Raw genomic sequence first — 20,510 nt, 5'->3', positions numbered from 1 at the left:
GTCATGATGCGGACAACTTCGCGCGAGAGACGGCGGGCAGGACGCGCAAGCCGCCGGGTTGTCGACCCGGCGAGAGCGCGATGACGCGAGCGAGGGGGCCTTCCGCATGGCGGGCGGTCCTGGCCCCCAGGGCTCGCGAGGCAGGGGAGTTCGGGTATGACGATGTCTTCGATCGGTCGGCGGTTCGCGCCGCTCGCGGCCCTGGCGCTGGCCGCGCTGTCGGCTCCGGCGCATGCGGCGGCCCCGGCCGACCCCAGCGGCACCTACCTGACCGAGGATGGCCGCGCCCGCGTCCGCCTCGAGAAGTGCGGGCCCGCCAACGACCGGCTGTGCGGCTACGTGGTCTGGCTGAAGGTCCCGCTCAACGACAAGGGCGAGCCGCGGGTCGACTTCAAGAATCCCGATCCGAAGAAGCAGGCGCGCCCCTCGCTCGGCCACCAGCTGATCATGGGCCTGAAGCCGAATGCCGACGCCCATTACGAGGGCAAGATCTACAATTCCGAGGACGGCAAGTCCTACGACGTCACGATATGGACGGATGCCCCCAACGAGCTGACCGTGCGGGGCTGCCTGATCGCCTTCCTGTGCAAGTCGCAGACCTGGAACAAGGTCGTCGACCTCGCCCCCGGCCAGCTCGCCGGCCCGACCAACGGCCCGAACGGCCCGCGCAGCGACCCGGAATTCGCCACCGGGTCGCCCAAGCCCACCGCCAAGGCGGGCGCCAAGGCGGCGCCGAAGCCGGCCGCCGCGGACGCCCCCGCCGCGCAATGAGCCGGGACGGCGGCCCTCAATCGTCGAGGGCCGCGTAGGTCAGGACGCGCAGCTCGCGCCGGATCGGCAGCGCCGAGGACGGCACGAGCTGCGTCATGAGCACGACCGAGAGATCCTCGGCCGGATCGATCCAGAAGGCCGTCGAGGCCAGGCCGCCCCAGGCGACCTCGCCGGGCGTGCCGAGGATCTGGGCCCGGGCCGGGTCGAGCATCACCGAGAAGCCGAGGCCGAAGCCGATCCCGGTGTAGGAGGTCTCGGCGAAGCGCGGCGTGCCCATGGAAGCGAGATCCCCCGTCAGGTGGTTCGCCAGCATCAGCGCGACGGTCTTGCGGCCGAGCAGCCGGTTGCCGTCGAGCGTGCCGCCGTTGAGGATCATCCGGCAGAAGCGCTGGTAGTCGGCCGCCGTCGAGACGAGGCCGCCGCCGCCGGAGGCGATGGCCGGAGGCCGCGCGAAGCTGGTCTCCACGGAATCGTCGAACAGCTTGAGCTGCCGCGCCCGGTCATACGTGTAGGTCGCGCAGAAGCGCGGCATGAGCTCCGGCCGGACCTGGAAGTCGGTGTCGACCATGCCGAGGGGCGCGATGACCTCTTCGCGCAGGTACTGGTCGAAGGGCCGGCCGGTGAGCGCCGCCACGTACTGGCCGAGCACGTCGGTGGCGACGCTGTAATTCCAGGCGCTGCCGGGTTGCGCGAGCAGGGGCAGCGCCGCGAGCCGGCGGGTCATCTCGGCGAGGCTGCCCTCGCGGGCCAGGAAGTCGATCCCGTGCTCGCGATACTGCGCGTCGACGAGGGTCGCCTCCATGAAGCCGTAGGTCAGCCCGGCCGTGTGGGTGAGGAGGTCGCGCACGGTGATGCCCCGGCGCGCCGGCTCGGTCTCGATCTTCGCCCGGTTGCCACCCACGGCCACCCGCATCTCGGCGAAGTCCGGCAGCACCCGCGCGATCGGATCGTCGAGCTGGAACCGGCCCTGCTCATAGAGCTGCATGACCGCCACCGAGGTGAGCGGCTTGGTCATGGAGTAGATCCGGGCCACCGTATCCAGGGTGAACGGCGTGCCCCGGGCGAGGTCGGCCTGCCCGCAGGCGCGGGCGAAGGCCACACGGCCCCTGCGCGCCACCGTGACCGACAGGCCGGCAAGCCGGCCCTCCGCCACAAGTCGGTCCATCCAGGGCGCGATCCGCGCGAGCGCGTCCGGGTTGAACCCCGCGCCCGTCGGGTCGATCTCGGTCAGCGCGCTCATAGCGTCTCCTTCGGCCGGCAAGGCTCGATCCGGGACGATAGAGTGCGCAGGCGCGGCGTTACCAGCCCATCGTGCCGGGGCCGCCCTTGAACGGGCCGACAATCCCGGGCGTGATCCAGCCGCCGTAGAAGGTGCCGGGCTGGGGCGTGACCCGCGCGGCGCCGACGAAGCAGGCATCCATCGGCAGCGCGTAGAACGCGACATAGCCCGCGATGGCGTCGAAGCCCTGCGTCGGCTCCGGATAGGACCAGGCGGCGCTGGGCGCCAGCCGGTCGCCGCCATGCACATCGAACAGCACGGCCTGGCCCTTCCATTCGCAGATGCCGCCGCGCCGCGGCCCCGAGAGGACGCCGGCGCTCACGTCGCCCGGCGGCAGGTAGTAGGTCGGGGGATGGGCGGTCTCCAGAACCCGGTAGCCGGCTTTCGATTCCGCGATCACCGCGCCACCGAGGATCACCCGCAGCGTTTCGGCGACGCGCTCCAGCCTGGGCGGCCGCGGATAGTCCCAGACACTCTCTTGGCCGGGCTGGGTCGGTTCGGGGACGGGGCGTGCGAGCGGGCGGGCCATTATGAAGCCGGCGTATATCGTATCCACAATGAACGCTAGGTTGATGCCGGGCGCCGTTCCGCGAACAATCGTCGCGTGGTAGCCCGGCCCCCGAGAGTCACGGCCCGGGACAGACCGCGATGGATATAGCCCTCTTCCTCGACTTCGACGGAACCCTCGCGGAGATCGCCCCGCGGCCGGACGCGGTGCAGGTCGAGCCCGGTTTGGTCGCAGACCTCGAGCGGCTGCGCGACCGGCTCGGTGGGGCGCTGGCCATCGTCACCGGCCGGCCGGTCTCGGTGATCGACGGATTTCTGGCGCCTGCCCGCCTCGACGCGGCCGGGCTGCACGGCGTCGAGCGCCGGGTCGGCGGGGCTTTGTCGGGCGGCGGCGCGGAGGATCATCCCGCACTGCGTCGGCAGGTCGAGCGCCTGCATGCCGAGAGCCGGCCGCTGGCCGACGTGCTCATCGAGGACAAGGGCGCCTCGGTGGCGGTGCATTGGCGCCTCGCGAACGCCGAGGACGCCGCTCGGGCCGAGGCGCTGGTCAAGGACGCGGCCGAGGCCCTCGGGAGCGCCTATCGGCTCCAGCTCGGCAAGGCGGTGGGCGAGATCGTGCCGGCGCAGGCGACCAAGGCCCACGCGATCCGCGCCTTCCTGGAACAGCCTCCCTATGCCGGGCGCCGGCCGGTTTTCTTCGGCGACGATCGCACGGACGAGATCGCGTTCGCGTCGGTGAACGAGGATGGCGGCATCGCCGTCCGGGTCGGCGACGGCGACACCGTGGCGAGCCGGCGCCTGCCCGATCCGGCCGCCGTCCGCGCCCTGGTGCGAATGTGGGCCGAGGGGGGAAGGATCGATCCCGAGGCCCTGCCGCCGGCCTGAGCCCGCCCTATCCTTCGTGGAACGCCGGTCGGCACGCGACCTGCCTGGGGCATCATCCCGAACGGTGGTTGCCGGTGTTCGGAATACGATGCTGCACACACAGAAGCCCGCTCAGGAAAAGGCCTTTCGTCGATGTTCGAGTTTCCGGTTCTGATCGGTGACATCGGTGGCACGAATGCCCGCTTCGGTCTGATCACCGAGAAGGGCGCGGAGCCTCGGCTTCTCTCGCACGAGGCGACGGCCGAGCATCCCGATCCGTCCCACGCCATCAGGGCGGCTTTGGCCAAGGGTGGGGATGCCCTGCCGCCCCCGCGCTCGACCATCCTGGCGATGGGCGGGCGGGTCGACGGCCCCGAACCGCAGCTGACCAACGCGGACTGGCGGATCGGCGGCGAGCGCATCGCGAAGGATTTCGGCCTCTCCTCGGCGGTGGTGGTGAACGATTACGTGCCGGTCGCGGCCGGGGCTGCCGATATCGAGCCCCACGACCTCACGCCGGTCGGGCCCAGTCCGACGATCCCGGGCGGCGCCCGGGTCGTGCTCGGACCCGGCACCGGCTTCGGGGCGGCGGCCCTGGTGCCCTACGCGGCCCACCTCGCCATCGTCTCGACCGAGGCCGGCCACACCGATTTCGGCCCGACGACCGATTTCGAGGAGAAGGTCTGGCATGCGCTGGAGCGGGTCGAGGGGCGGATCACCGTCGAGGCGGTGCTGTCCGGGCCGGGTCTGGCGCGGCTGCACGCGGCGGTGGCGCATGTCCGCACCGGCCAGCCGCACGAGAAGATCGATCCGGCGGCGGTGACCGAGGCCGGGCTCAAGGCCTCCGATCCGCACGCCGCGGAGGCCTTGGAGCTGTTCGGGCGCCTGCTCGGCCGCGTCTGCGGCGACCTCGCCCTCACATTCCTGGCCACCAGCGGCGTCTATATCGGCGGCGGCATCGCGCCCCGCATCGTCAAGGTGCTGGAGGAGAGCGGGTTCCGCGAGGCGTTCGAGCGCAAGGCGCCCTTCGAGGAGATGATGCGCCAGATCCCGACCAGCGTCATCACGGTCCACGACCCGGCCTTCAAGGGCCTCGCCGCCCTCGCCAACGAGGGGCGGCGCTTCGTCTACCACGGGCAGGTTTGGCGGAAGGAGGGCTGAGGGTCTACGATCCCCCGGGCTGCCGTCGCGCGGCTCTGCGAAGCTGGGGTGGGATTGGGGCCGGATCGATGCGGACGGTCACGTTGAAGGATGCCAAGTCCGACCTGCTGCGCCTCGTAGAGCAGGCAGCGTCCGGCGAGCCATTCATCATCGCGAAGGACGGCAAGCCCCTCGTCCGGGTCGTCCGGTTCGACGCGCCAGCGCCTGCCGCGACCTCGCGGATCGGGTTTCTGGCGGGATGCATCCGCGTCCCGGACGATTTCGATCGTATGGGCAGCGAAGAGATCACGGCTTCGTTCGAAGGCCGGTGAGCTATCTCCTCGATACGCATAGCCTGCTCTGGGCTGCCGCCGGATCCGACCGGCTGACCTCGGCAGCACGCCGTCTCATCGGCGATCCCGCGAATACGCTCGTGTTCAGCGCGGCGAGTCTGTGGGAGATCGCGATCAAGAGCGGCCTGGGCCGCGACGACTTCCAAGTCGATGCGAAGCGCCTGAGGACAGGTTTGCGCGACAACGGCTATGTCGAGCTTCCCGTGACGGGGGCACATGCTGCCGCTGTCGCCGACCTTCCACCCCTCCATCGCGACCCGTTCGATCGGCTTTTGATCGCACAGGCCCGGATCGAAGGGCTGGAGCTCGTCACGGCCGACCGGATCGTCGCGCAGTATGGCGGTTCGATCCGATTGGTTTGAGCGGATGCCGTTTGCCCGTTCCGCCGGATCTCGATGCGTCGCGCGCAGGGAGATCCGGCTTGGGGCCCGTTTTCCGCCTACGCCGCCGCGAGCGGCTTCGACACGTCCTCCAGGGACTTGCCCTCCGCGGCCGTGCCCCAGATCCCGCCGACCACCGCGGCGATCAGCATCAGCGCGGCGCCGATCCCGTAGCCGAACAGGACCCAGTCCCGGGAGCCGGTCTCGACCAGGCTGCCGAACAGCAGCGGGCCGGAGACGCCGCCGATGCCGGTGCCGACCGCGTAGAACGCCGCGATGGCGAGCGCGCGGATCTCCAGCGGGAAGGTCTCGGAGACGGTGAGGTAGGCCGAGCTCGCCGCGGCGGACGCGAAGAAGAACACCACCATCCAGGCCGCGGTCTGCCCCACCGGCCCGATCACGTCGAGGCGGAACAGGAGGCCCACGGCGACCAGCAGCACCGCCGAGATGCCGTAGGTGAAGGCGATCATCTGGCGCCGGCCGATCGTGTCGAACAGCCGCCCGAGGAGCAGCGGGCCGAGGAACGAGCCGAGCGCGAAGGGCAGCAGGTACCAGCCGACGCTGTTGCCCGGCACGTCGTAGAACCGCTCCAGCACCAGAGCGTAGGTGAAGAACAGGGCATTGTAGAAGAAGGCCTGCGCGACCATCAGGGCGAGGCCGACCATCGTGGCCAGCCGGTTCGTGACGAACAGGGCGTGGAACACCTCCGAGAGGGGGGTGTGGTCGCGGGTGCGGACCTTCATGCGCTTGGTCTCGTCGATCGGCGGCAGCGTGACCCCCGCATCGGTGAAGCGCTTCTCGATGCCGGTCACGACCCGGTCGGCCTCCGCGGCGTAGCCGTGGGTGGCGAGCCAGCGGGGGCTCTCGGGGATCCAGGTGCGCAGCAGCAGGATCACCAGGCCGATGGCGCCGCCGGTGAAGAACGCGACCCGCCAGCCCCAGGCCGGATCGATCACCTCGGGCTTGAGCAGCACGATCGACATGAACGAGCCGAGCGCCGCGCCGATCCAGAACGAGCCGTTGATGACCAGGTTGGTCCAGCCGCGGACGCGGGCCGGGACCAGCTCCTGGATGGTCGAGTTGATCGCCGTGTACTCGCCGCCGATGCCGGCGCCGGTGAGGAACCGGAAGAAGCAGAAGCTCGCGACGTTCCAGGACAGGCCCGTGGCCGCGGTGGCGATCAAGTAGAGGGCGAGCGTGATGAAGAACAGCTTCTTGCGGCCGATCCGGTCGGTCAGCCAGCCGAAGCCGAGGGCGCCGGTCACCGCGCCGACGAGGTAGCAGGAGGCCGCGAGCCCGACATCGAATTCCGAGAACGACATCGGCGCCTTGCGCAGGGCGCCGACCAGGGAGCCGGCGAGCGTCACCTCCAGCCCGTCGAGCACCCAGGTGATGCCGAGCGCCACGATGACGAGCACGTGGAAGCGGCCCCATGGCAGCCGGTCCAGCCGCGCGGAGATGTCGGTGTCGATGACGCGGCCGATCTCCGCGCGCTCGGGTGTCCCGGCGCTCCCCTCAACCTTGCTCGCCATGCCCGCGCATCCTCCCGATTCGTTCGTTTACCTTGCCTCAAGACCCGGCGTTTACCGCAAGACCAGACAGGTGTTGGGAACGGGTTGGGAATCGATTCGGTTCGATCCCGTCTTCATCCCCGGCAGGCAGAACGAGCGTGTCCACGCGGGTTCTCTGCCATGTCCTCCCCCTCACTGCGCTCCCGACCGTCGCGCCGGTATCGCTACGGCCTCCTCGCGCTCATCACCCTGGCCGGGCTCGCCACCGTACCCACCGAGGGCGCGGACCGGCATCTCGAGCGCCCGAAGCCGCCGGTCCCGATGGCGAGCGCCGAGCGCTGGCGCCTGCGGCCCACCGAGGTAGCGGTGCCGGTCACCACCGGCAGCCTGCGCAGGCGCGCCGCGACCGCGATTCCCGAGGATCGGCGCAACGTCCGCCTCGTCTACCCGGCCCTCGTCGAGGCGCGCTGACTTGGCGAAACCGTCGCGAGCCGGCACAGCGCCTGCATCGCCCTGAGCGGGCGTGGCCCGGGACGCGTACGGAGTTCGAGGATGGCGGAGGTTGTCGCGCTGGTCGGGTGCAAGGGCCCGGCCCAGGAGGCGGAGTACCTGCAGATCCTCTCGGCGGCGTTGCCCGGTGAGCGGCTCGTCCCGTTCCGCACCATGAACGAGGCCGAGCGCGCCCAGGCGCAGGTCGCCATCGTGGCAAATCCCGATCCCGCCGAGGTCGCCGCCCTGCCGAGTCTCGTCTGGGTGCAGAGCCTGTGGGCCGGCGTCGAAAAGCTCGTTGGCGCCTTCGACCGGCCGCTGCCGATCGTCCGTCTGGTCGACCGCGAGATGGCGCGCGCCATGGCCGAGGCGGTGCTGGCCTGGACCACCTACCTTCAGCGCGACATGCCGGCCTATGCCCGCCAGCAGCGCGACCGGGTCTGGAAGCCGCATCCCTATCGCAAGCCCGCCGACACGGTGGTCGGCCTGCTCGGCCTCGGGGCGCTCGGCACCGCGGCGGCGGAGCGGCTGACCGGGGCGGGGTTCTCCGTCACCGGCTGGAGCCGGACGCCGAAGACCATCGCGGGGATCGAGACCGTCCACGGGGCGGACGGCCTCGCGCCGATGCTCGGGCGCTGCGACATCCTCGTCTGCCTCGTGCCGCTCACCTCCGAGACCCGCGGCCTCGTGAATGCCGACCGGCTCGCGGCGCTCAAGCCCGGAGCGGCGCTGATCAACTTCGCCCGGGGCCCGATCGTGGTGACCGCCGACCTGATCGCGGCACTCGATGCCGGCCACCTGTCGCATGCCGTGCTCGACGTGTTCGATGTCGAGCCCCTGCCGGCCGGCTCGCCGCTCTGGACCCATCCCGGCGTGACCGTGCTGCCGCACATCTCCGGCCCCACCGACATGGATTCGGCCGCCGCGACCGTGGCCGCCAACCTGCGGGAATACCGCAGCACCGGGCAGCCGCCGCAGGGCGTCGATGCCGGGCGGGGGTATTAGGGACTGTTTGGCGAGCGAGCATCCACCCCTCGACCTCATCCTGAGGAGCTTGCGTGTAGCGCAAGCCTCGAAGGAGCCCTCCAGCAGCCGCGCGATCCCTGGAGGCCTCCTTCGAGGCCTCCGCTGCGCTCCGTCACCTCAGGATGAGGGGGTTGGACTGGAGGAGGTGGGATCAGACAGAGGCTTCGATCAAGATGCTGACGCCTCGATGCCCTAAGCCGCCGAGGCGACGGCCGGGGAGATCCGCTTGCGCGCCTTCTTGTCGGTGCTGCCGAGGAACGCCTGGGCCTCCTCCTTGCGCTCGAACACGTGGGGGGCGACGCCGCGCTTGGTCAGCGCCTCCTCCATCTTCAGGCGCAGGAACGCGCTGGTGACGTAGCGGGTCGTGGTCGCGTAGTAATTCGCCTGGAGATACTGGATCATCCCGGCGTAATCGTCGATCAGGTTCTCGTTGAGCCGGAAGCCGTCGTGGTTGATCACGGCGTTGACCCGCTGGCCGGCCTTGCGGCAGGCCTCGACGATGGTCATGCGCAGCTCGTCCATGTCGCTCTTCACCCGGCAATACCAGCCTTCGAGGTTGATGAAGAGGATGTTGCGCTCGCCGTCGTAGCTGATGCGCGAGGCCAGATCGAGGTTGAGCAGATCGGAGAGCAGCTCCATCGGTTCGTCGCGGAAGATGCGCGGGTCCATCGGCACCGGATTGCGCACCACCGGCTTGAAATCCATGTGGGCGAGGATGTCGCGCTCGATATCGATGCCGGGCGCCACCTCGATCAGCTCCAGCCCGTCGGCGGTGAGCTGGAAGACGCAGCGCTCGGTCACGTAGAGGACCGGTTGCGCGCGCTCGACCGCGTAGGGCCCCGAGAAGGTGTTCTGCTGGACCTGGGTCACGAACTTGCGCGAGCGGCCCTCGCTCACGATCCGGACCACCCCGTCATCGACGGCGATCTCCAGCCCGCCCGCCGTGAAGGTGCCGGCGAACACCACGGTGCGGGCATTCTGCGAGATGTTGATGAAGCCGCCGCAGCCGTTGAGCTTACCGCCGAACTTCGAGGTGTTCACGTTGCCGGCCGCGTCGCACTCGGCCATGCCGAGGCAGGTCATGTCGAGGCCGCCGCCGTCGTAGAAGTCGAACATCTGGTTCTGATCGATGATGCAGTCGGCGTTGGTCGCCGCGCCGAAACTCGATCCCGAGGCCAGCACCCCGCCGACCGCACCCGCCTCGGTGGTCAGCGTGATGTAGGGGGTGATCTTCTCCTCGTTGGCGACCGAGGAGATGCCCTCCGGCGCACCGACACCGAGATTGACCACGCCGTTCGGCGGCAGCTCGAAGGCGGCCCGGCGGGCGATGATCTTGCGCTCGTTGAGCGGCATCCGCTTGATGCCGGTGACGGGGACGCGGATCTCGCCGGCCAGAGCGGCGTCGTGCATGACGCCGTAATTCATCCGGTGCATCTCCGGCTCGGCGACCACCACGCAATCGACCAGGATGCCGGGGACCCGTACGTCCTTGGGCAGCAGGTAGCCGTCGTCGACGATGCGCTCGACCTGGGCGATGACGATGCCGCCGTTGTTGCGCGCCGCCATGGCCTGGGCCAGGCAATCGAGGGTCAGCGCCTCCTTCTCGTAGGACAGGTTGCCCGACGGATCGGCCGAGGTGGCGCGGATGAAGGCGACGTCGATCTTGGTGGCGGTGTAGAACAGCCACTCCTCGCCATCGACCTCGACCAGCTTGACGATGTCCTCCGTGGTCAGGGTGTTGACCTTGGCGCCGCCGTGGCGCGGGTCGACATAGGTCTGCAGGCCCACCTTCGAGAACAGGCCGGGCTGGCCGGCGGCGCAGGCCCGGTAGAGCTGCGAGATCACCCCCTGGGGCAGGTTGTAGCCGCGGATCAGGTTGTTCTGTGCGGCCTGCGCCACCTTCGGCATGCGGCCGAAATTGGCGGCGATCACCCGCGCGAGCAGGCCGTCGTGATGCAGGCGGCCGGTGCCGAGGCCTTTGCTGTCGCCCGCGCCCGCGGTCATGATCAGCGTCAGGCCGCGGGGCGATCCGGTCTCGACGAAGCGCTTCTCCAGGGCGGCGTGCAGCGCCTCCGGGATGCAGCTCTGGACGAAGCCCGTGGTGGTCACGACGTCGTTCACGCGGATCAGCGCGATCGCCTCGTCCGCCGTGATGACCTTGTTCTTCCTCATGAAGCCCACGATCCTCCCTCCGGCCCGGATGTCCGGCCGGCCTCGGCGCCGGCCGTCCCCGAACCTGTTATCGGCCGGCCGCCCGGCGCTGGAATAATTCCAGCTGCCCGATCAGCGACGTTTCGCCTGTCATCGCGGGTGCGCTGCAGCAAAGATTTGCGGCATTGCAGTCAATGCAGGTCGGCTACACCATGCTAACGCATAATCAGCCGACAATGCTGCTGAAAAAGTCTTTGGCGTGAGGTCAGAAAAATTGCGCGGCCGCGCTGTATATGGCCAACGCGTATCCGGCCCCCGTCGCCCACTGTCGAAACCGTGACAGCCGGTCCCGGCTGACGGCGTGAACCTCGGCGGCGAATCGCCGTTGATCGCCGGCCGCCGATCCCCGCATGCCTGCCGGGTGGCGGGCCGAGGCTATCGAAGACGATCCATGGGTTGGTCCCGCCGCATCCTCGTCACCGCCGGTCTCGCGACCGTCGCGGCCGGTGCCACGCTCGGCCTCGGCCGGTTCAGCTACGCGCCGATGCCGGACCGGGCGGACCTGCTCAACCCGGACCGCTACCCGATCCAGACCGCCTTCGACGTCCTAGGGCGCCGGGTCTCGCGCGCGGAGGCGGATCGGCTGAACGCCACCGAGGCGGGCCGCAAGGAGCTCTCGGCGTCCAGCGGCGCGGTGGCGATCGATCCCGCCATGGTTGAGCGCGGGCGGCAGGCCTTCTACCAGGAGACGTTCGGCAACGAGGTCTTCCTCACCGACGTGATGGGCATGCTGGACGGCGGGCTGACCCCCACCCAGGTGGCTTTGGCGGTGGCCAAGCTCGGCGGGCAGGGCACCACCAACCTCCAGGTCGCCCTGGCCCGCGACGTCCGCATCGGCGAGCGGACCTACCGTACGGGCGAACTGGTCCCGACCGGTCTCGACGTGCCGAAGGGCGGCGCCTTCATCATCGGGATCAAGACCTTCTCCGACCGCGGCCACCTGCGCATGGGCATCACCTGCGCCCTGTGCCACGCCGCCGTCGATCCCGGGACCGGCAAGGTCGTGGAGGGGGCGCCCAACACCGATCTCAATGCCGGGCTGCTGATGGCGCTGGCCAAGAATTCCTCCGCCTACTTCATGCATGCCAGCGTGCCGGAGGCCGACGCCAAGCCGGCGGCCGAGCCCGAGCATACCGGCTCCACCGGCAAAGGGCCGGCCCTGTCGGACGCCGAGGCGGTCGAGGCCGCCACCAAGGTCCAGGTTGCGAGCTGGCCGCCGGGCAGCTTCGATTCCTCCGCCGACCGGGTGACCAACCCGACCTCGATCCCGTCGAGTTTTTCGGCCCACGGTGAGCCTTATAGCTGGAGCGGGCGCGAGGCGATCGGGCCGTTCGCGGGCCTGTCCTCGCTCAACAACAACGTCCACGCCGCGAATTCCGACACGACCCAGCTCGCCGCCGCCGCGCCCTGGCTGTTCGGCATGGATGCGGAGACCTATCTCGGCATCGTCCTGCGCGGGGCGGCGACCGAATCCTTCCGGTACCGGCCCGGCGGGTCCTGGACGCCCTCGGAGGTGCTGCGCAGCGTCGACCCGACGCCGGCCGCGCCGGGGCTCAACAGCTACGCGGTGCTGCCGACCTATCCGGCGACCAACTACGTGACCGACAACGGCCTGTTCACCTCGGTGCCCGGGGAGCCGGTCAACCACGCCAACAACGCCATGTCGGCGTTCCAGAATCTGCTCCACCCGCCGGTTGCCAAGCGGGATGCCGCCACGGTGCAGGCCGGACGCGCGGTGTTCGAGAAGGCCGGCTGCGGCGGCTGCCATTCCGGGCCGGCGCTCACCAACCACCGGATCATCCCGGCGGCCGAGATCGGCACAGAGCCGACCCGGGCCAGGGCCGGCGCCAAGATGGAGGCCCGCCTCTCGGCCCCCAGCCTGTTCGCCACCGATACGCCGTTCCCGCTGCCCACCGACCCGGTGATCGTCCCGGTGCCGCTCGCGGGCGACACGCTCGCCCAGGTCCAGCTCGCCTGGGGGCAGGGGGGAACCGAAGGCGGCTACAAGGTTCCGAACCTCGTGGGCCTCGCCTGGACGGCGCCCTACCTGCACGATTCGGGGGTCGCGGTCGGCCCCGATCCGGCGACTCAGCTCGGCGTTCCGGGCACGCTCGCGCGCGGTATCGCCCCCGATCCGTCGAATAGCCTGCGCAGCTTGGTTGACCGGGACCTGCGGGCGAAGGTCGTCGCTGCGAACAAAGCCTCGGATACGGCGCGGATCGCGCGCGTTACCGGCGAGGGGCACGCCTACTGGGCGGATGCCGGCACCGGCGTCTCGCGCCGGGACCAGGATGCGCTGATTGCCTACCTGCTGTCGATCGATACGCTGACCGAGCCGGCGGCGACGCCCTGATCACGACGGAACGGATCCCATGCCAAACACCCAACCGGTCTGGTTCATCACGGGCTGCTCCACGGGCTTCGGCCGGGAGCTCGCCAAGCTGGTCATCGCCCGGGGCTGGCGGGCGGTGGTGACGGCCCGGGATCGGGCCAAGGTCGCCGACCTGGCGGAGGGCGCGACCGACCGGGTCCTGGCCCTGGCGCTGGATGTCACGGATGCGAGCCAGATCGCTCAGGCGGTGAGCGAAACGTCGAAACAGTTCGGGCGGATCGACGTGCTGGTGAACAATGCCGGCTACGGCTACCAATCCTCGATCGAGGAGGGCGAGGAGGACAAGATCCGCGCCCAGTTCGATGCCAACGTGTTCGGCCTGTTCGCCCTGACCCGCGCCGTGCTGCCCCTGATGCGGGCGCAGCGCGCCGGCCATGTCCTCAACGTGACCTCGGTGGCCGGCTTGGTCGGCTTCCCGGCCTCCGGCTACTACGCGGCGACCAAGCACGCCGTGGAGGGCTTTTCCGACGCGCTGGCCGCCGAGGCCGGGCCGCTCGGCATCAAGGTCACCTGCATCGAGCCGGGCCCGTTCCGGACCGACTGGGCCGGCCGGTCCTTGATCCAGACGCCCAGCACGATCCCCGACTACGCCGAGACCGCGGGCGCCCGCCTCAAGGCCACGGCGGAGAAGAGCGGCACCCAGGCCGGCGATCCGATCCGCGCCGGCGAGGCGATGATCCGGGTGACCGAACTCGCCAACCCGCCCCGCCACCTCGTGCTCGGCGCCTGGGGCTACGAGGCGGTGACGAGCCGGCTCAAGCAGCGCTTGGCCGAGATCGAGGCCTGGCGCGAGACCAGCCTGGGGGCGGATTACCCGGAGGGGTGAGTTAGCCGCGACCGCATCATCACGGTTGGGTCAGGATCGATACGGCTCCGGGAGGGATGGCTCGTCCCGAGCCGTCATCGCGCTCGCAGCGAAGCGACCCCGGGGCGGCGCGCGATTGTTGAACCTGGCGGGTCCCTGGGTTGCTTCGCTGCGCTCGCAATGACGGTGTGGGCTGTGGACTTCCGTCTTGCTGGCCGAGTTCGCATCCCGTGACACGATCGCGGACAAGATCTCTCAGATCACCGCCTCGATCAGGCCCCGCCGCTTCGCCTCCTGCGCCTCGAGATACCAATTCGCGGGCGCCTTCTCCAAGACCTCGTCGAGGCTCACGTCCGAGCCCTGGATGAGGTTCGCGAAGCCCTCGTTCTGGATCACGATCGAGCATTCGATCTCGTGCAGGGTCGCCGTCACGGAGGCGATGCAGGTGGTCAGCGGGCCCTGGACCTGGAGCTGCTTGTTCATCTTGCGCTCGTGGATCATCAGCCGCGTGCCCCGGGTGAGGTAGCGGTTCGGCCGGGCGAAGAAGCTCATGAAGGTGGTGCCGGCCGAGTAGATCGCGGCCTTGCCCAGGAAGACGAAGCGGCGCTCCGGGCTCGTCTCGGTGTGGTAGCGGATGTCCTCGCCCATCATCCGGGCGACCTCCGGGTCGCCGCCCAGCGTCGAGAGCTCGATCACGACGAGGTCACGCTCGGCGGCCGCGGCGAATTGGCGGCGGAACTCCTTGTACATGTCGTAATCGACCGGGCCGGACAGCAGCACGGCGGGGCTGCGGAACGCAGTCGGGTCGAGGGGCGTGGTGTCCATGGGGGTCCTGGGCGTTGCGCCGGCCCGCGCCCGAAGACGGGAGCGGGCCGGGGGAAATCAGCGGACCGGGTCGGGAGCGCCCTGGCCCGTGCCGACGAACGGGATGCCCTCGATCGGGCATTCCTCGGTGCCGACGCTCTGGCGGGTAATGGCCCGAACGGCGTCGCGGGTTCCGTCGGGATCCTCGATCCAGCGCCGGTAGAACTCGTAGGGGCATTCCGACATCCCGTGCCGGTTCTCCTTCGAGTTGATCATGCCGGTATAGCCGCGGTGCAGCAGCTTGAAGAGGTGGTTCTCGGACTGGCCGTGGGCGCGGAAATCCCGAATCAGGAACTTCGAGAGGGCCGCGTACTGGATGCCCATCTCCTCCTCGCCGCACTCGCCGAGCGTCCGGCCGTCGAAGCCGATGATCGCGGAATGGCCGAAATAGGTGTAGACGCCGTCGAACCCGGCGGCGTTCGACACGGCCACGTAGGTGTTGTTGGCGAACGCCATCGCCTTCGAGATGACGATCTGCTGCTCTTTGGCCGGGTACATGTAGCCCTGGCAGCGGATGATCAGCTCGGCGCCCCGCATGGCGCAGTCCCGCCAGATCTCCGGGTAATTGCCGTCGTCGCAGATGATCAGGCTGATCTTCAGGCCCTTCGGCCCGTCCGAGACGTAGGTCCGGTCGCCGGGATACCAGCCCTCGATCGGCGTCCAGGGCATAATCTTGCGGTACTTCTGAACGATCTCGCCCTGGTCGTTCATCAGGATCAGGGTGTTGTAGGGCGCCTTGTTCGGGTGCTCCTCGTGGCGCTCGCCGGTGAGTGAGAACACGCCCCAGACCTTGGCCTCTCGGCAGGCGGCGGCGAACACCTCGGTCTCCGCGCCAGGCACCGAGGAGGCGGTCTCGTACATCTCGGCGGCGTCGTACATGATGCCGTGGGTCGAGTATTCGGGGAAGATCACCAGGTCGAGACCGGGCAGGCCGGTCTTCATGCCGATGATCATCTTGCCGATCGCCTTGGCGTTCTCCAGCACCTCGGCGCGGGTGTGGAGACGCGGCATCTTGTAATTGACGACGGCGACGCCGACGCTGTCCTGGCTGGACGAGATGTCTCCGTGCATCATGGCGGGGGTTACTCCGGGTTTCGATGGATCTTCTTCGGAGGCGATGCAGATCGGCGCTCGATAAGCGCACCGTCATTCCGGGGCGCCGGAGGCGAGCCCGGAATCCAGACGCGCAGCAGCGGCAGGATCGGGCGCCGGCGGCGGCTCTGGATCCCGGGCTCCGCTGTGCGGCCCCGGGATGACACGGTGGTCGTTCGGATGTGATCGCCCGCCCCCGCGGAGGGGGAGGGCTGTTCGCGTGAGCTCAGTGGCTGATCATCCAGGGCCGTGCGCTCGGGAAGCTCTTGGCCGCGGCGGGGGCCGCATTCGTCTTCTTCGGCGCGCAGCAGCTGCAGCCGGCGCCATGGCCCGAGGAGCGTCGGGGCGCGTGGCGGCTGCGCTCGTTGGTGGCGTGGGCGGCCTTGAGCCCGGCATCCATGCCGGAGATCCGCGGCGCGGTGAGGAAGGCCCGCTGGCAGGCCTCCCCGCAATCCGGGCAGGCGTGCGGATCCTTGAACTCCGCCATCGGCCGCATGGCGGTGAACGGCCCGCAGGCCGTGCAGGCGTAATCGTAGACGGGCATTTCGAGGCTCCCGGCGAAATGTAAGGGCGCGGGTTCCCTCTCCCGTGCGGGAGAGGGTGCAGGTCGCGTCCGTGACCGGCGGCAGATCAGAGATCCGGCGAGAGCGGCATCTGGATCGAGCCGTCGAGGAACTTGGTCGGTCCGTCGGCACCGGGATTGATGTCGAACTCGAAGATCTTGGTGGGAATCCACAGGGTCGCGCAGGCGTTCGGGATGTCGACCACCCCCGAGATGTGCCCCTGCACCGGCGCCGTGCCGAGGATCGAGTAGGCCTGGGCGCCCGAATAGCCGAACTTCTTGAGGTACTCGATCGCGTTGAGGCAGGCCTGCCGGTAGGCGATGTGCACGTCGAGGTAATGCTGGCCGCCGTGCTCGTCCACCGAGATGCCCTCGAAGATCAGGTGATCGTCGAATTTCGGCGTGATCGGCGACGGCTTGAAGATCGGGTTCTTGATCCCGTACTTCGCCATGCCGTCCTTGATCAGCTCGACCTTGAGATGGACCCAGCCGGCCATCTCGATGGCGCCGCAGAAGGTGATCTCGCCGTCGCCCTGGCTGAAGTGGAGGTCGCCCATCGAGAGCCCGGCTCCGGGCACGTAGACCGGGAAGTAGATCTTCGAGCCGCGGGACAGATCCTTGATGTCGCAATTGCCGCCGTGCTCGCGCGGCGGGACCGTGCGGGCGCCGGTGGCGGCGGCCGCGTCCTTCGCCTCGCCCGTGAGGCGGCCCATATGGGCGGTCGGCCCGAAGGGCAGGGTGGCGAGCGCCGGCACGCGGTCCGGGTTGGTGTCGTAGAGCGCCTTCTCGCGGGTGTTCCAGGTCTCCAGCATCTTCGGATCGGGCAGGCAGCCGATCAACCCGGGATGGATCAGGCCGGGGAAGCGCACGCCCGGTACGTGGCGGGATTTCGTGAACATGCCCTCGAAGTCCCAGATCGACTTCTGGGCCTGGGGGAAGTGCTCGTCGAGGAAGCCGCCGCCGTTCTTCTTGGAGAAGAAGCCGTTGAAGCCCCACTGGCTCTCGGGCTTGGCGCCGATATCCAGCAGGTCGACCACCAGCAGGTCGCCAGGCTCGGCGCCCTCGACGCCGATCGGACCCGAGAGGAAGTGGACGATCGACAGGTCGATGTCGCGCACGTCGTCGGCAGAATCGTTGTTCTTGATGAAGCCGCCGGTCCAGTCGTAGGTCTCGACGATGAAGTCGGCGCCCGGCTTGACGTAGGCGACCATCGGGATGTCCGGGTGCCAGCGGTTGTGCACCATGTCGTTGTCGTAGGCCGATTGCGTGAGATCGACCTTGATCAGCGTCTCGGGCATTTTTTATCACTCCCTGCTGCGATCTTGACTGCCAAGTCTTCACGGACGGCCACACGGGATTGTCCGGCGCGACATGCCCCCTCTCCCGTTCGGGAGAGGGCTGGGGTGAGGGAGGAGAACCCTCCGGAGAGGGCACGCCCCTCACCCTGTCCCTTTCCCTCAGGAGAGGGGACCCGCGTCCGACCCGGGACCGGGCATTGCCTTCGCTGGCGCCGAAGCCGGCGGATCCTCACACCGACAGGAACCGGGCGACGGCCGCCTCGTCGATCCCGGCGCGGGGCGCCTCGTGGACGATGGCGCCGTTCTCGATCACGATCACCCGGTCGGCGACGTCGAGGGCGAAGCTCAAAACCTGCTCGGAGACCACGATGGAGAGGCCGCGGTCGTCGCGGATCTTCTTCAGGGTCCGGCCCATCTCGCGGATGATCGAGGGCTGGATGCCCTCCGTGGGCTCGTCCAGCAGCAGCACCTTCGGGCGGCTGGCGAGCGCCCGGGCGATGGCGAGCTGCTGCTGCTGGCCACCGGACAGGTTGCCGCCGCGCCGTCCCTGCATCTCGAGCAGGACCGGGAACATGTCGTAGAGGTCCTGCGGCACCTTGCGGGCGCCGGTGACCGTCAGGCCGGTCTCGATGTTCTCCTGGACCGTCATGGTCGAGAAGATCATACGGCCCTGCGGCACGTAGGCGAGGCCCTTGGCGACCCGGGCATGGCTCTTGAGCCCGGCCACCGCCTCGCCCTCGACCCGGATCGCCCCGGACTTGACCGGCACGAGGCCCATCAGGGTCTTCATCAGGGTGGTCTTGCCCATGCCGTTGCGGCCCATCACGGCGACGATCTCGCCGGGCGCCACCGAGAAGGTCAGCCCGTGCAGGACCTCGCTCTGGCCGTAGGCGGCGTGCAGGTCGTGGACGTCGAGGGCCGGGGCCACGTCCGGGATCGCGGCGCGCGGGGGCGCCTTGGCGAGGGGCGGGTGCGCGGTCTGGAGCGACGCCATCGTCAATGTCCCAAATACACTTCGATGACCTTCGGGTCGTTCTTGACCCGCTCCATCGACCCTTCGGAGAGAACCTTGCCCTGGTGGAGCACGGTGACCCGGTGGGCGATGTCCTCGACGAACTTCATGTCGTGCTCGATCACCAGCACCGACCGGCCCTTGATGATCTGATTGAGCAGCTCGGCGGTCTTGATCCGCTCGCCGACGCTCATCCCGGCCACCGGCTCGTCGAGCATCAGCAGCTCCGGGTCCTGGATCAGCAGCATGCCGATCTCGAGCCACTGCTTCTGGCCGTGGCTCAGGAACTCGGCCCGCTCCTTGAGCTGGTCCTTCAGGAAGATCGTCTGCGCGATCTCGTGGATCCGGTCGCGGACCTCGGCGTCGCGCTTGAAGGTGAGGGCGCCGAACACCGAGCGCCCGCGGGGGAACGAGATCTCCAGGTTCTCGAACACCGTGAGGTCGTCGTAGATCGACGGCGTCTGGAACTTGCGGCCGACCCCGGCCTGCACGATCGCGCTCTCGGTGAGCTTGGTCAGCTCCTGGCCCTTGTACTTGATCGATCCGGCGCTGGCCCGGGTGCGCCCGCAGATCAGGTCGAGCACCGTGGTCTTGCCGGCGCCGTTCGGGCCAATGATCACCCGGATCTCGTCCGGGTCGACGTAGAACGAGACGTCGTTGACCGCCTTGAAGCCGTCGAACGAGACGGTCAGCGCCTCGACGGCGAGGAGGTAGTCGGGCGGAGCCGCCTCGGCGCCGACCACGGGGGAGGAGAGGATCGCGGCGTTCATGACATCCTCACTCGGCCGGGGCGCTGTGGGGCGGGGCGATGGCGGACGGGGGCGCGCGCAGGCCCTTCACCCGGCGGGTCAGGCGGGGCTCGATCTGCTCGCGCCAGATGCCGGCGAGACCGTTCGGGAAGGCGAGCACCACCGCGATGAACAGGGCGCCGAGGCCGAACAGCCAGAGATCGGGAAAGCTCTCGGAGAAGCTGGTCTTGGCCCAGTTGACCAAGAGCGTGCCCCAGACCGCGCCGAACAGGGACAGGCGCCCGCCGACGGCGGCGTAGATCACCATCTCGATCGAGGGCACGATGCCCACGAAGGACGGGGACATGAACCCGACCTGGAGGGTGAACATCGCCCCGCCGATCGCCGCGAAACCGGCCGCCAGGCAGAAGGCGAAGACCTTGAAGCCGGCCACCGAGTAGCCCGAGAACCGGACCCGGTCCTCCTTGTCGCGCATGGCGACCAGGATCCGGCCGAGCTTCGACTTCTTCACGTATTGCGCCGCCAGGATGCAGGCGATGAGCAGGCCGCCGTTGACGAAGTACAGGATCACCTTGGCGTGGTCGGTGCGGATATCCCAGCCGTGGAGGGTGCGCAGATCCGTGATGCCGTTGATGCCGCCGGTATAGCCCTGCTGGCCGACGATCAGGATCGTCAGGATCGCGGCGATCGCCTGGGTGATGATCGCGAAATAGGTGCCGCCGACCCGGCGCTTGAACATCGCGTAGGAGATGATCAGCGCGAACAGGACCGGGACTGCCACCACCAGGATCAGGGTCAGCGGCAGGCTCTTGAACGGCTGCCAGAACCAGGGGAGGGTGGTGATCTGGTTCCAGTCCATGAAGTCCGGGATGCCCGGAGTCGACTGAATTTTTGTATTTTCGACACTCGAAGCTTCGAGCTTCAAGTACATCGCCATGCAATAGCCGCCGAGCCCGAAGAACACTCCCTGGCCTAAGGACAAAATACCGGCATAGCCCCAGCAGATCACCAGCCCGAGGGCCACGAAGGCGTAGGTCAGGTACTTGCCGACGAGGTTGAGGCGGAACCCGTCGAGGGCCAGCGGCAGGACCACCAGGATCACCCCGGCCAGCAGGAGCAGACTCAGCCACTCCACCGGTTTCATGAACGGGTTGTCGTTGACGGTGACCGACTTGGTCAGGGTCTGGACCGGATTGGTCATCGGG

20 protein-coding genes are annotated in these 20,510 nt (G+C 69.0%); 9 read left to right on the top strand and 11 right to left on the bottom strand.

Annotated features, from left to right (window positions below; all coding sequences use genetic code 11):
• The first annotated feature begins 156 nt into the window (after positions 1-156).
• Positions 157-771: a DUF2147 domain-containing protein gene (locus tag LGR69_RS16510; RefSeq protein ID WP_007566328.1), complete on the top strand. Its 615-nt coding sequence runs from the start codon at positions 157-159 to the stop codon at positions 769-771.
• A gap of 16 nt (positions 772-787) precedes the next feature.
• Here LGR69_RS16510 and LGR69_RS16505 read toward each other — a convergent pair whose 3' ends face one another.
• Together LGR69_RS16505 and LGR69_RS16500 are read right to left on the bottom strand one after the other, a co-directional pair.
• A complete protein-coding gene (locus tag LGR69_RS16505) occupies positions 788-2,011 on the bottom strand; it encodes a serine hydrolase domain-containing protein (protein WP_230366680.1) in 1,224 nt (407 codons plus the stop codon).
• 58 nt (positions 2,012-2,069) lie between these two features.
• Positions 2,070-2,579 carry a DUF427 domain-containing protein gene (locus tag LGR69_RS16500; protein ID WP_230366679.1) on the bottom strand — a complete coding sequence of 170 codons (510 nt, stop codon included), beginning with the start codon at positions 2,577-2,579 and terminating at the stop codon, positions 2,070-2,072.
• Positions 2,580-2,698: 119 nt separating this feature from the next.
• Here LGR69_RS16500 and otsB point away from each other — a divergent pair, with 119 nt between their 5' ends.
• The 4 genes from otsB (at position 2,699) to LGR69_RS16480 (ending at position 5,276) form a co-directional block, all read left to right on the top strand.
• Entirely contained in the window at positions 2,699-3,442 is a 744-nt protein-coding gene (gene otsB / locus LGR69_RS16495; RefSeq protein ID WP_007566334.1) for a trehalose-phosphatase, read from the top strand.
• Between the two features lie 132 nt (positions 3,443-3,574).
• Positions 3,575-4,582 carry a glucokinase gene (locus tag LGR69_RS16490; RefSeq protein WP_007566336.1) on the top strand — a complete coding sequence of 336 codons (1,008 nt, stop codon included), beginning with the start codon at positions 3,575-3,577 and terminating at the stop codon, positions 4,580-4,582.
• A 68-nt stretch (positions 4,583-4,650) separates the two neighbouring features.
• Entirely contained in the window at positions 4,651-4,893 is a 243-nt protein-coding gene (locus tag LGR69_RS16485) for a type II toxin-antitoxin system Phd/YefM family antitoxin (protein ID WP_230366678.1), read from the top strand.
• Positions 4,890-5,276 (top strand): type II toxin-antitoxin system VapC family toxin, encoded by a 387-nt coding sequence (locus tag LGR69_RS16480; protein ID WP_230366677.1) that lies wholly within the window; start codon positions 4,890-4,892, stop codon positions 5,274-5,276. Before LGR69_RS16485 ends, LGR69_RS16480 begins: the two co-directional genes overlap by 4 nt.
• Positions 5,277-5,353: 77 nt before the next feature.
• Here the strand turns inward: LGR69_RS16480 and LGR69_RS16475 are convergent, their stop codons facing one another.
• Positions 5,354-6,826, bottom strand: a complete 1,473-nt coding sequence (locus LGR69_RS16475) for an MFS transporter (protein WP_007566341.1) — start codon at positions 6,824-6,826, stop codon at positions 5,354-5,356.
• 159 nt (positions 6,827-6,985) lie between these two features.
• Between LGR69_RS16475 and LGR69_RS16470 the strand changes: the two genes are divergently transcribed.
• On the top strand, positions 6,986-7,276 hold the full coding sequence (locus tag LGR69_RS16470) for a hypothetical protein (RefSeq protein WP_230366676.1): 291 nt from the start codon (positions 6,986-6,988) through the stop codon (positions 7,274-7,276).
• Positions 7,277-7,357: 81 nt separating this feature from the next.
• A complete protein-coding gene (locus tag LGR69_RS16465) occupies positions 7,358-8,299 on the top strand; it encodes a 2-hydroxyacid dehydrogenase (RefSeq protein ID WP_230366675.1) in 942 nt (313 codons plus the stop codon).
• A gap of 213 nt (positions 8,300-8,512) precedes the next feature.
• Here the strand turns inward: LGR69_RS16465 and LGR69_RS16460 are convergent, their stop codons facing one another.
• Positions 8,513-10,492 carry an acyl CoA:acetate/3-ketoacid CoA transferase gene (locus tag LGR69_RS16460; RefSeq protein WP_122161298.1) on the bottom strand — a complete coding sequence of 660 codons (1,980 nt, stop codon included), beginning with the start codon at positions 10,490-10,492 and terminating at the stop codon, positions 8,513-8,515.
• 430 nt (positions 10,493-10,922) lie between these two features.
• Between LGR69_RS16460 and LGR69_RS16455 the strand changes: the two genes are divergently transcribed.
• Positions 10,923-12,884, top strand: coding sequence for a cytochrome C oxidase Cbb3 (locus tag LGR69_RS16455; protein WP_230366674.1), 1,962 nt, complete (start codon positions 10,923-10,925; stop codon positions 12,882-12,884).
• Positions 12,885-12,903: 19 nt separating this feature from the next.
• Complete coding sequence (locus LGR69_RS16450) at positions 12,904-13,749, top strand: oxidoreductase (protein WP_230366673.1); 846 nt, start codon at positions 12,904-12,906, stop codon at positions 13,747-13,749.
• Between the two features lie 234 nt (positions 13,750-13,983).
• Here the strand turns inward: LGR69_RS16450 and LGR69_RS16445 are convergent, their stop codons facing one another.
• The 7 genes from LGR69_RS16445 to urtC all read right to left on the bottom strand — a co-directional run bounded on the left by LGR69_RS16445 (position 13,984) and on the right by urtC (position 20,506).
• Positions 13,984-14,553 (bottom strand): ClpP family protease, encoded by a 570-nt coding sequence (locus LGR69_RS16445; RefSeq protein ID WP_230366672.1) that lies wholly within the window; start codon positions 14,551-14,553, stop codon positions 13,984-13,986.
• Positions 14,554-14,610: 57 nt separating this feature from the next.
• Entirely contained in the window at positions 14,611-15,666 is a 1,056-nt protein-coding gene (locus LGR69_RS16440; protein WP_230366671.1) for an aliphatic amidase, read from the bottom strand.
• 244 nt (positions 15,667-15,910) lie between these two features.
• Positions 15,911-16,228 (bottom strand): FmdB family zinc ribbon protein, encoded by a 318-nt coding sequence (locus LGR69_RS16435; RefSeq protein WP_230366670.1) that lies wholly within the window; start codon positions 16,226-16,228, stop codon positions 15,911-15,913.
• An 86-nt stretch (positions 16,229-16,314) separates the two neighbouring features.
• Positions 16,315-17,544, bottom strand: coding sequence for a formamidase (gene fmdA / locus LGR69_RS16430; protein ID WP_091863243.1), 1,230 nt, complete (start codon positions 17,542-17,544; stop codon positions 16,315-16,317).
• 229 nt (positions 17,545-17,773) lie between these two features.
• The gene (gene urtE / locus LGR69_RS16425; RefSeq protein WP_230366669.1) at positions 17,774-18,538 is read right to left on the bottom strand and encodes an urea ABC transporter ATP-binding subunit UrtE; all 765 of its coding nucleotides are present in this window, start codon (positions 18,536-18,538) and stop codon (positions 17,774-17,776) included.
• A gap of 2 nt (positions 18,539-18,540) precedes the next feature.
• Positions 18,541-19,326 carry an urea ABC transporter ATP-binding protein UrtD gene (gene urtD, locus LGR69_RS16420; protein ID WP_122161291.1) on the bottom strand — a complete coding sequence of 262 codons (786 nt, stop codon included), beginning with the start codon at positions 19,324-19,326 and terminating at the stop codon, positions 18,541-18,543.
• Positions 19,327-19,333: 7 nt separating this feature from the next.
• Positions 19,334-20,506: an urea ABC transporter permease subunit UrtC gene (gene urtC, locus LGR69_RS16415; protein WP_230366668.1), complete on the bottom strand. Its 1,173-nt coding sequence runs from the start codon at positions 20,504-20,506 to the stop codon at positions 19,334-19,336.
• Between the last annotated feature and the right edge of the window lie 4 nt (positions 20,507-20,510).

This window comes from Methylobacterium brachiatum, assembly GCF_020523825.1.
Taxonomy (GTDB): Bacteria; Pseudomonadota; Alphaproteobacteria; order Rhizobiales; family Beijerinckiaceae; genus Methylobacterium; species Methylobacterium brachiatum.
The sequence above is the reverse complement of the archived record's forward strand: the minus strand, read 5'-3'. Positions and strand labels throughout refer to the sequence as shown.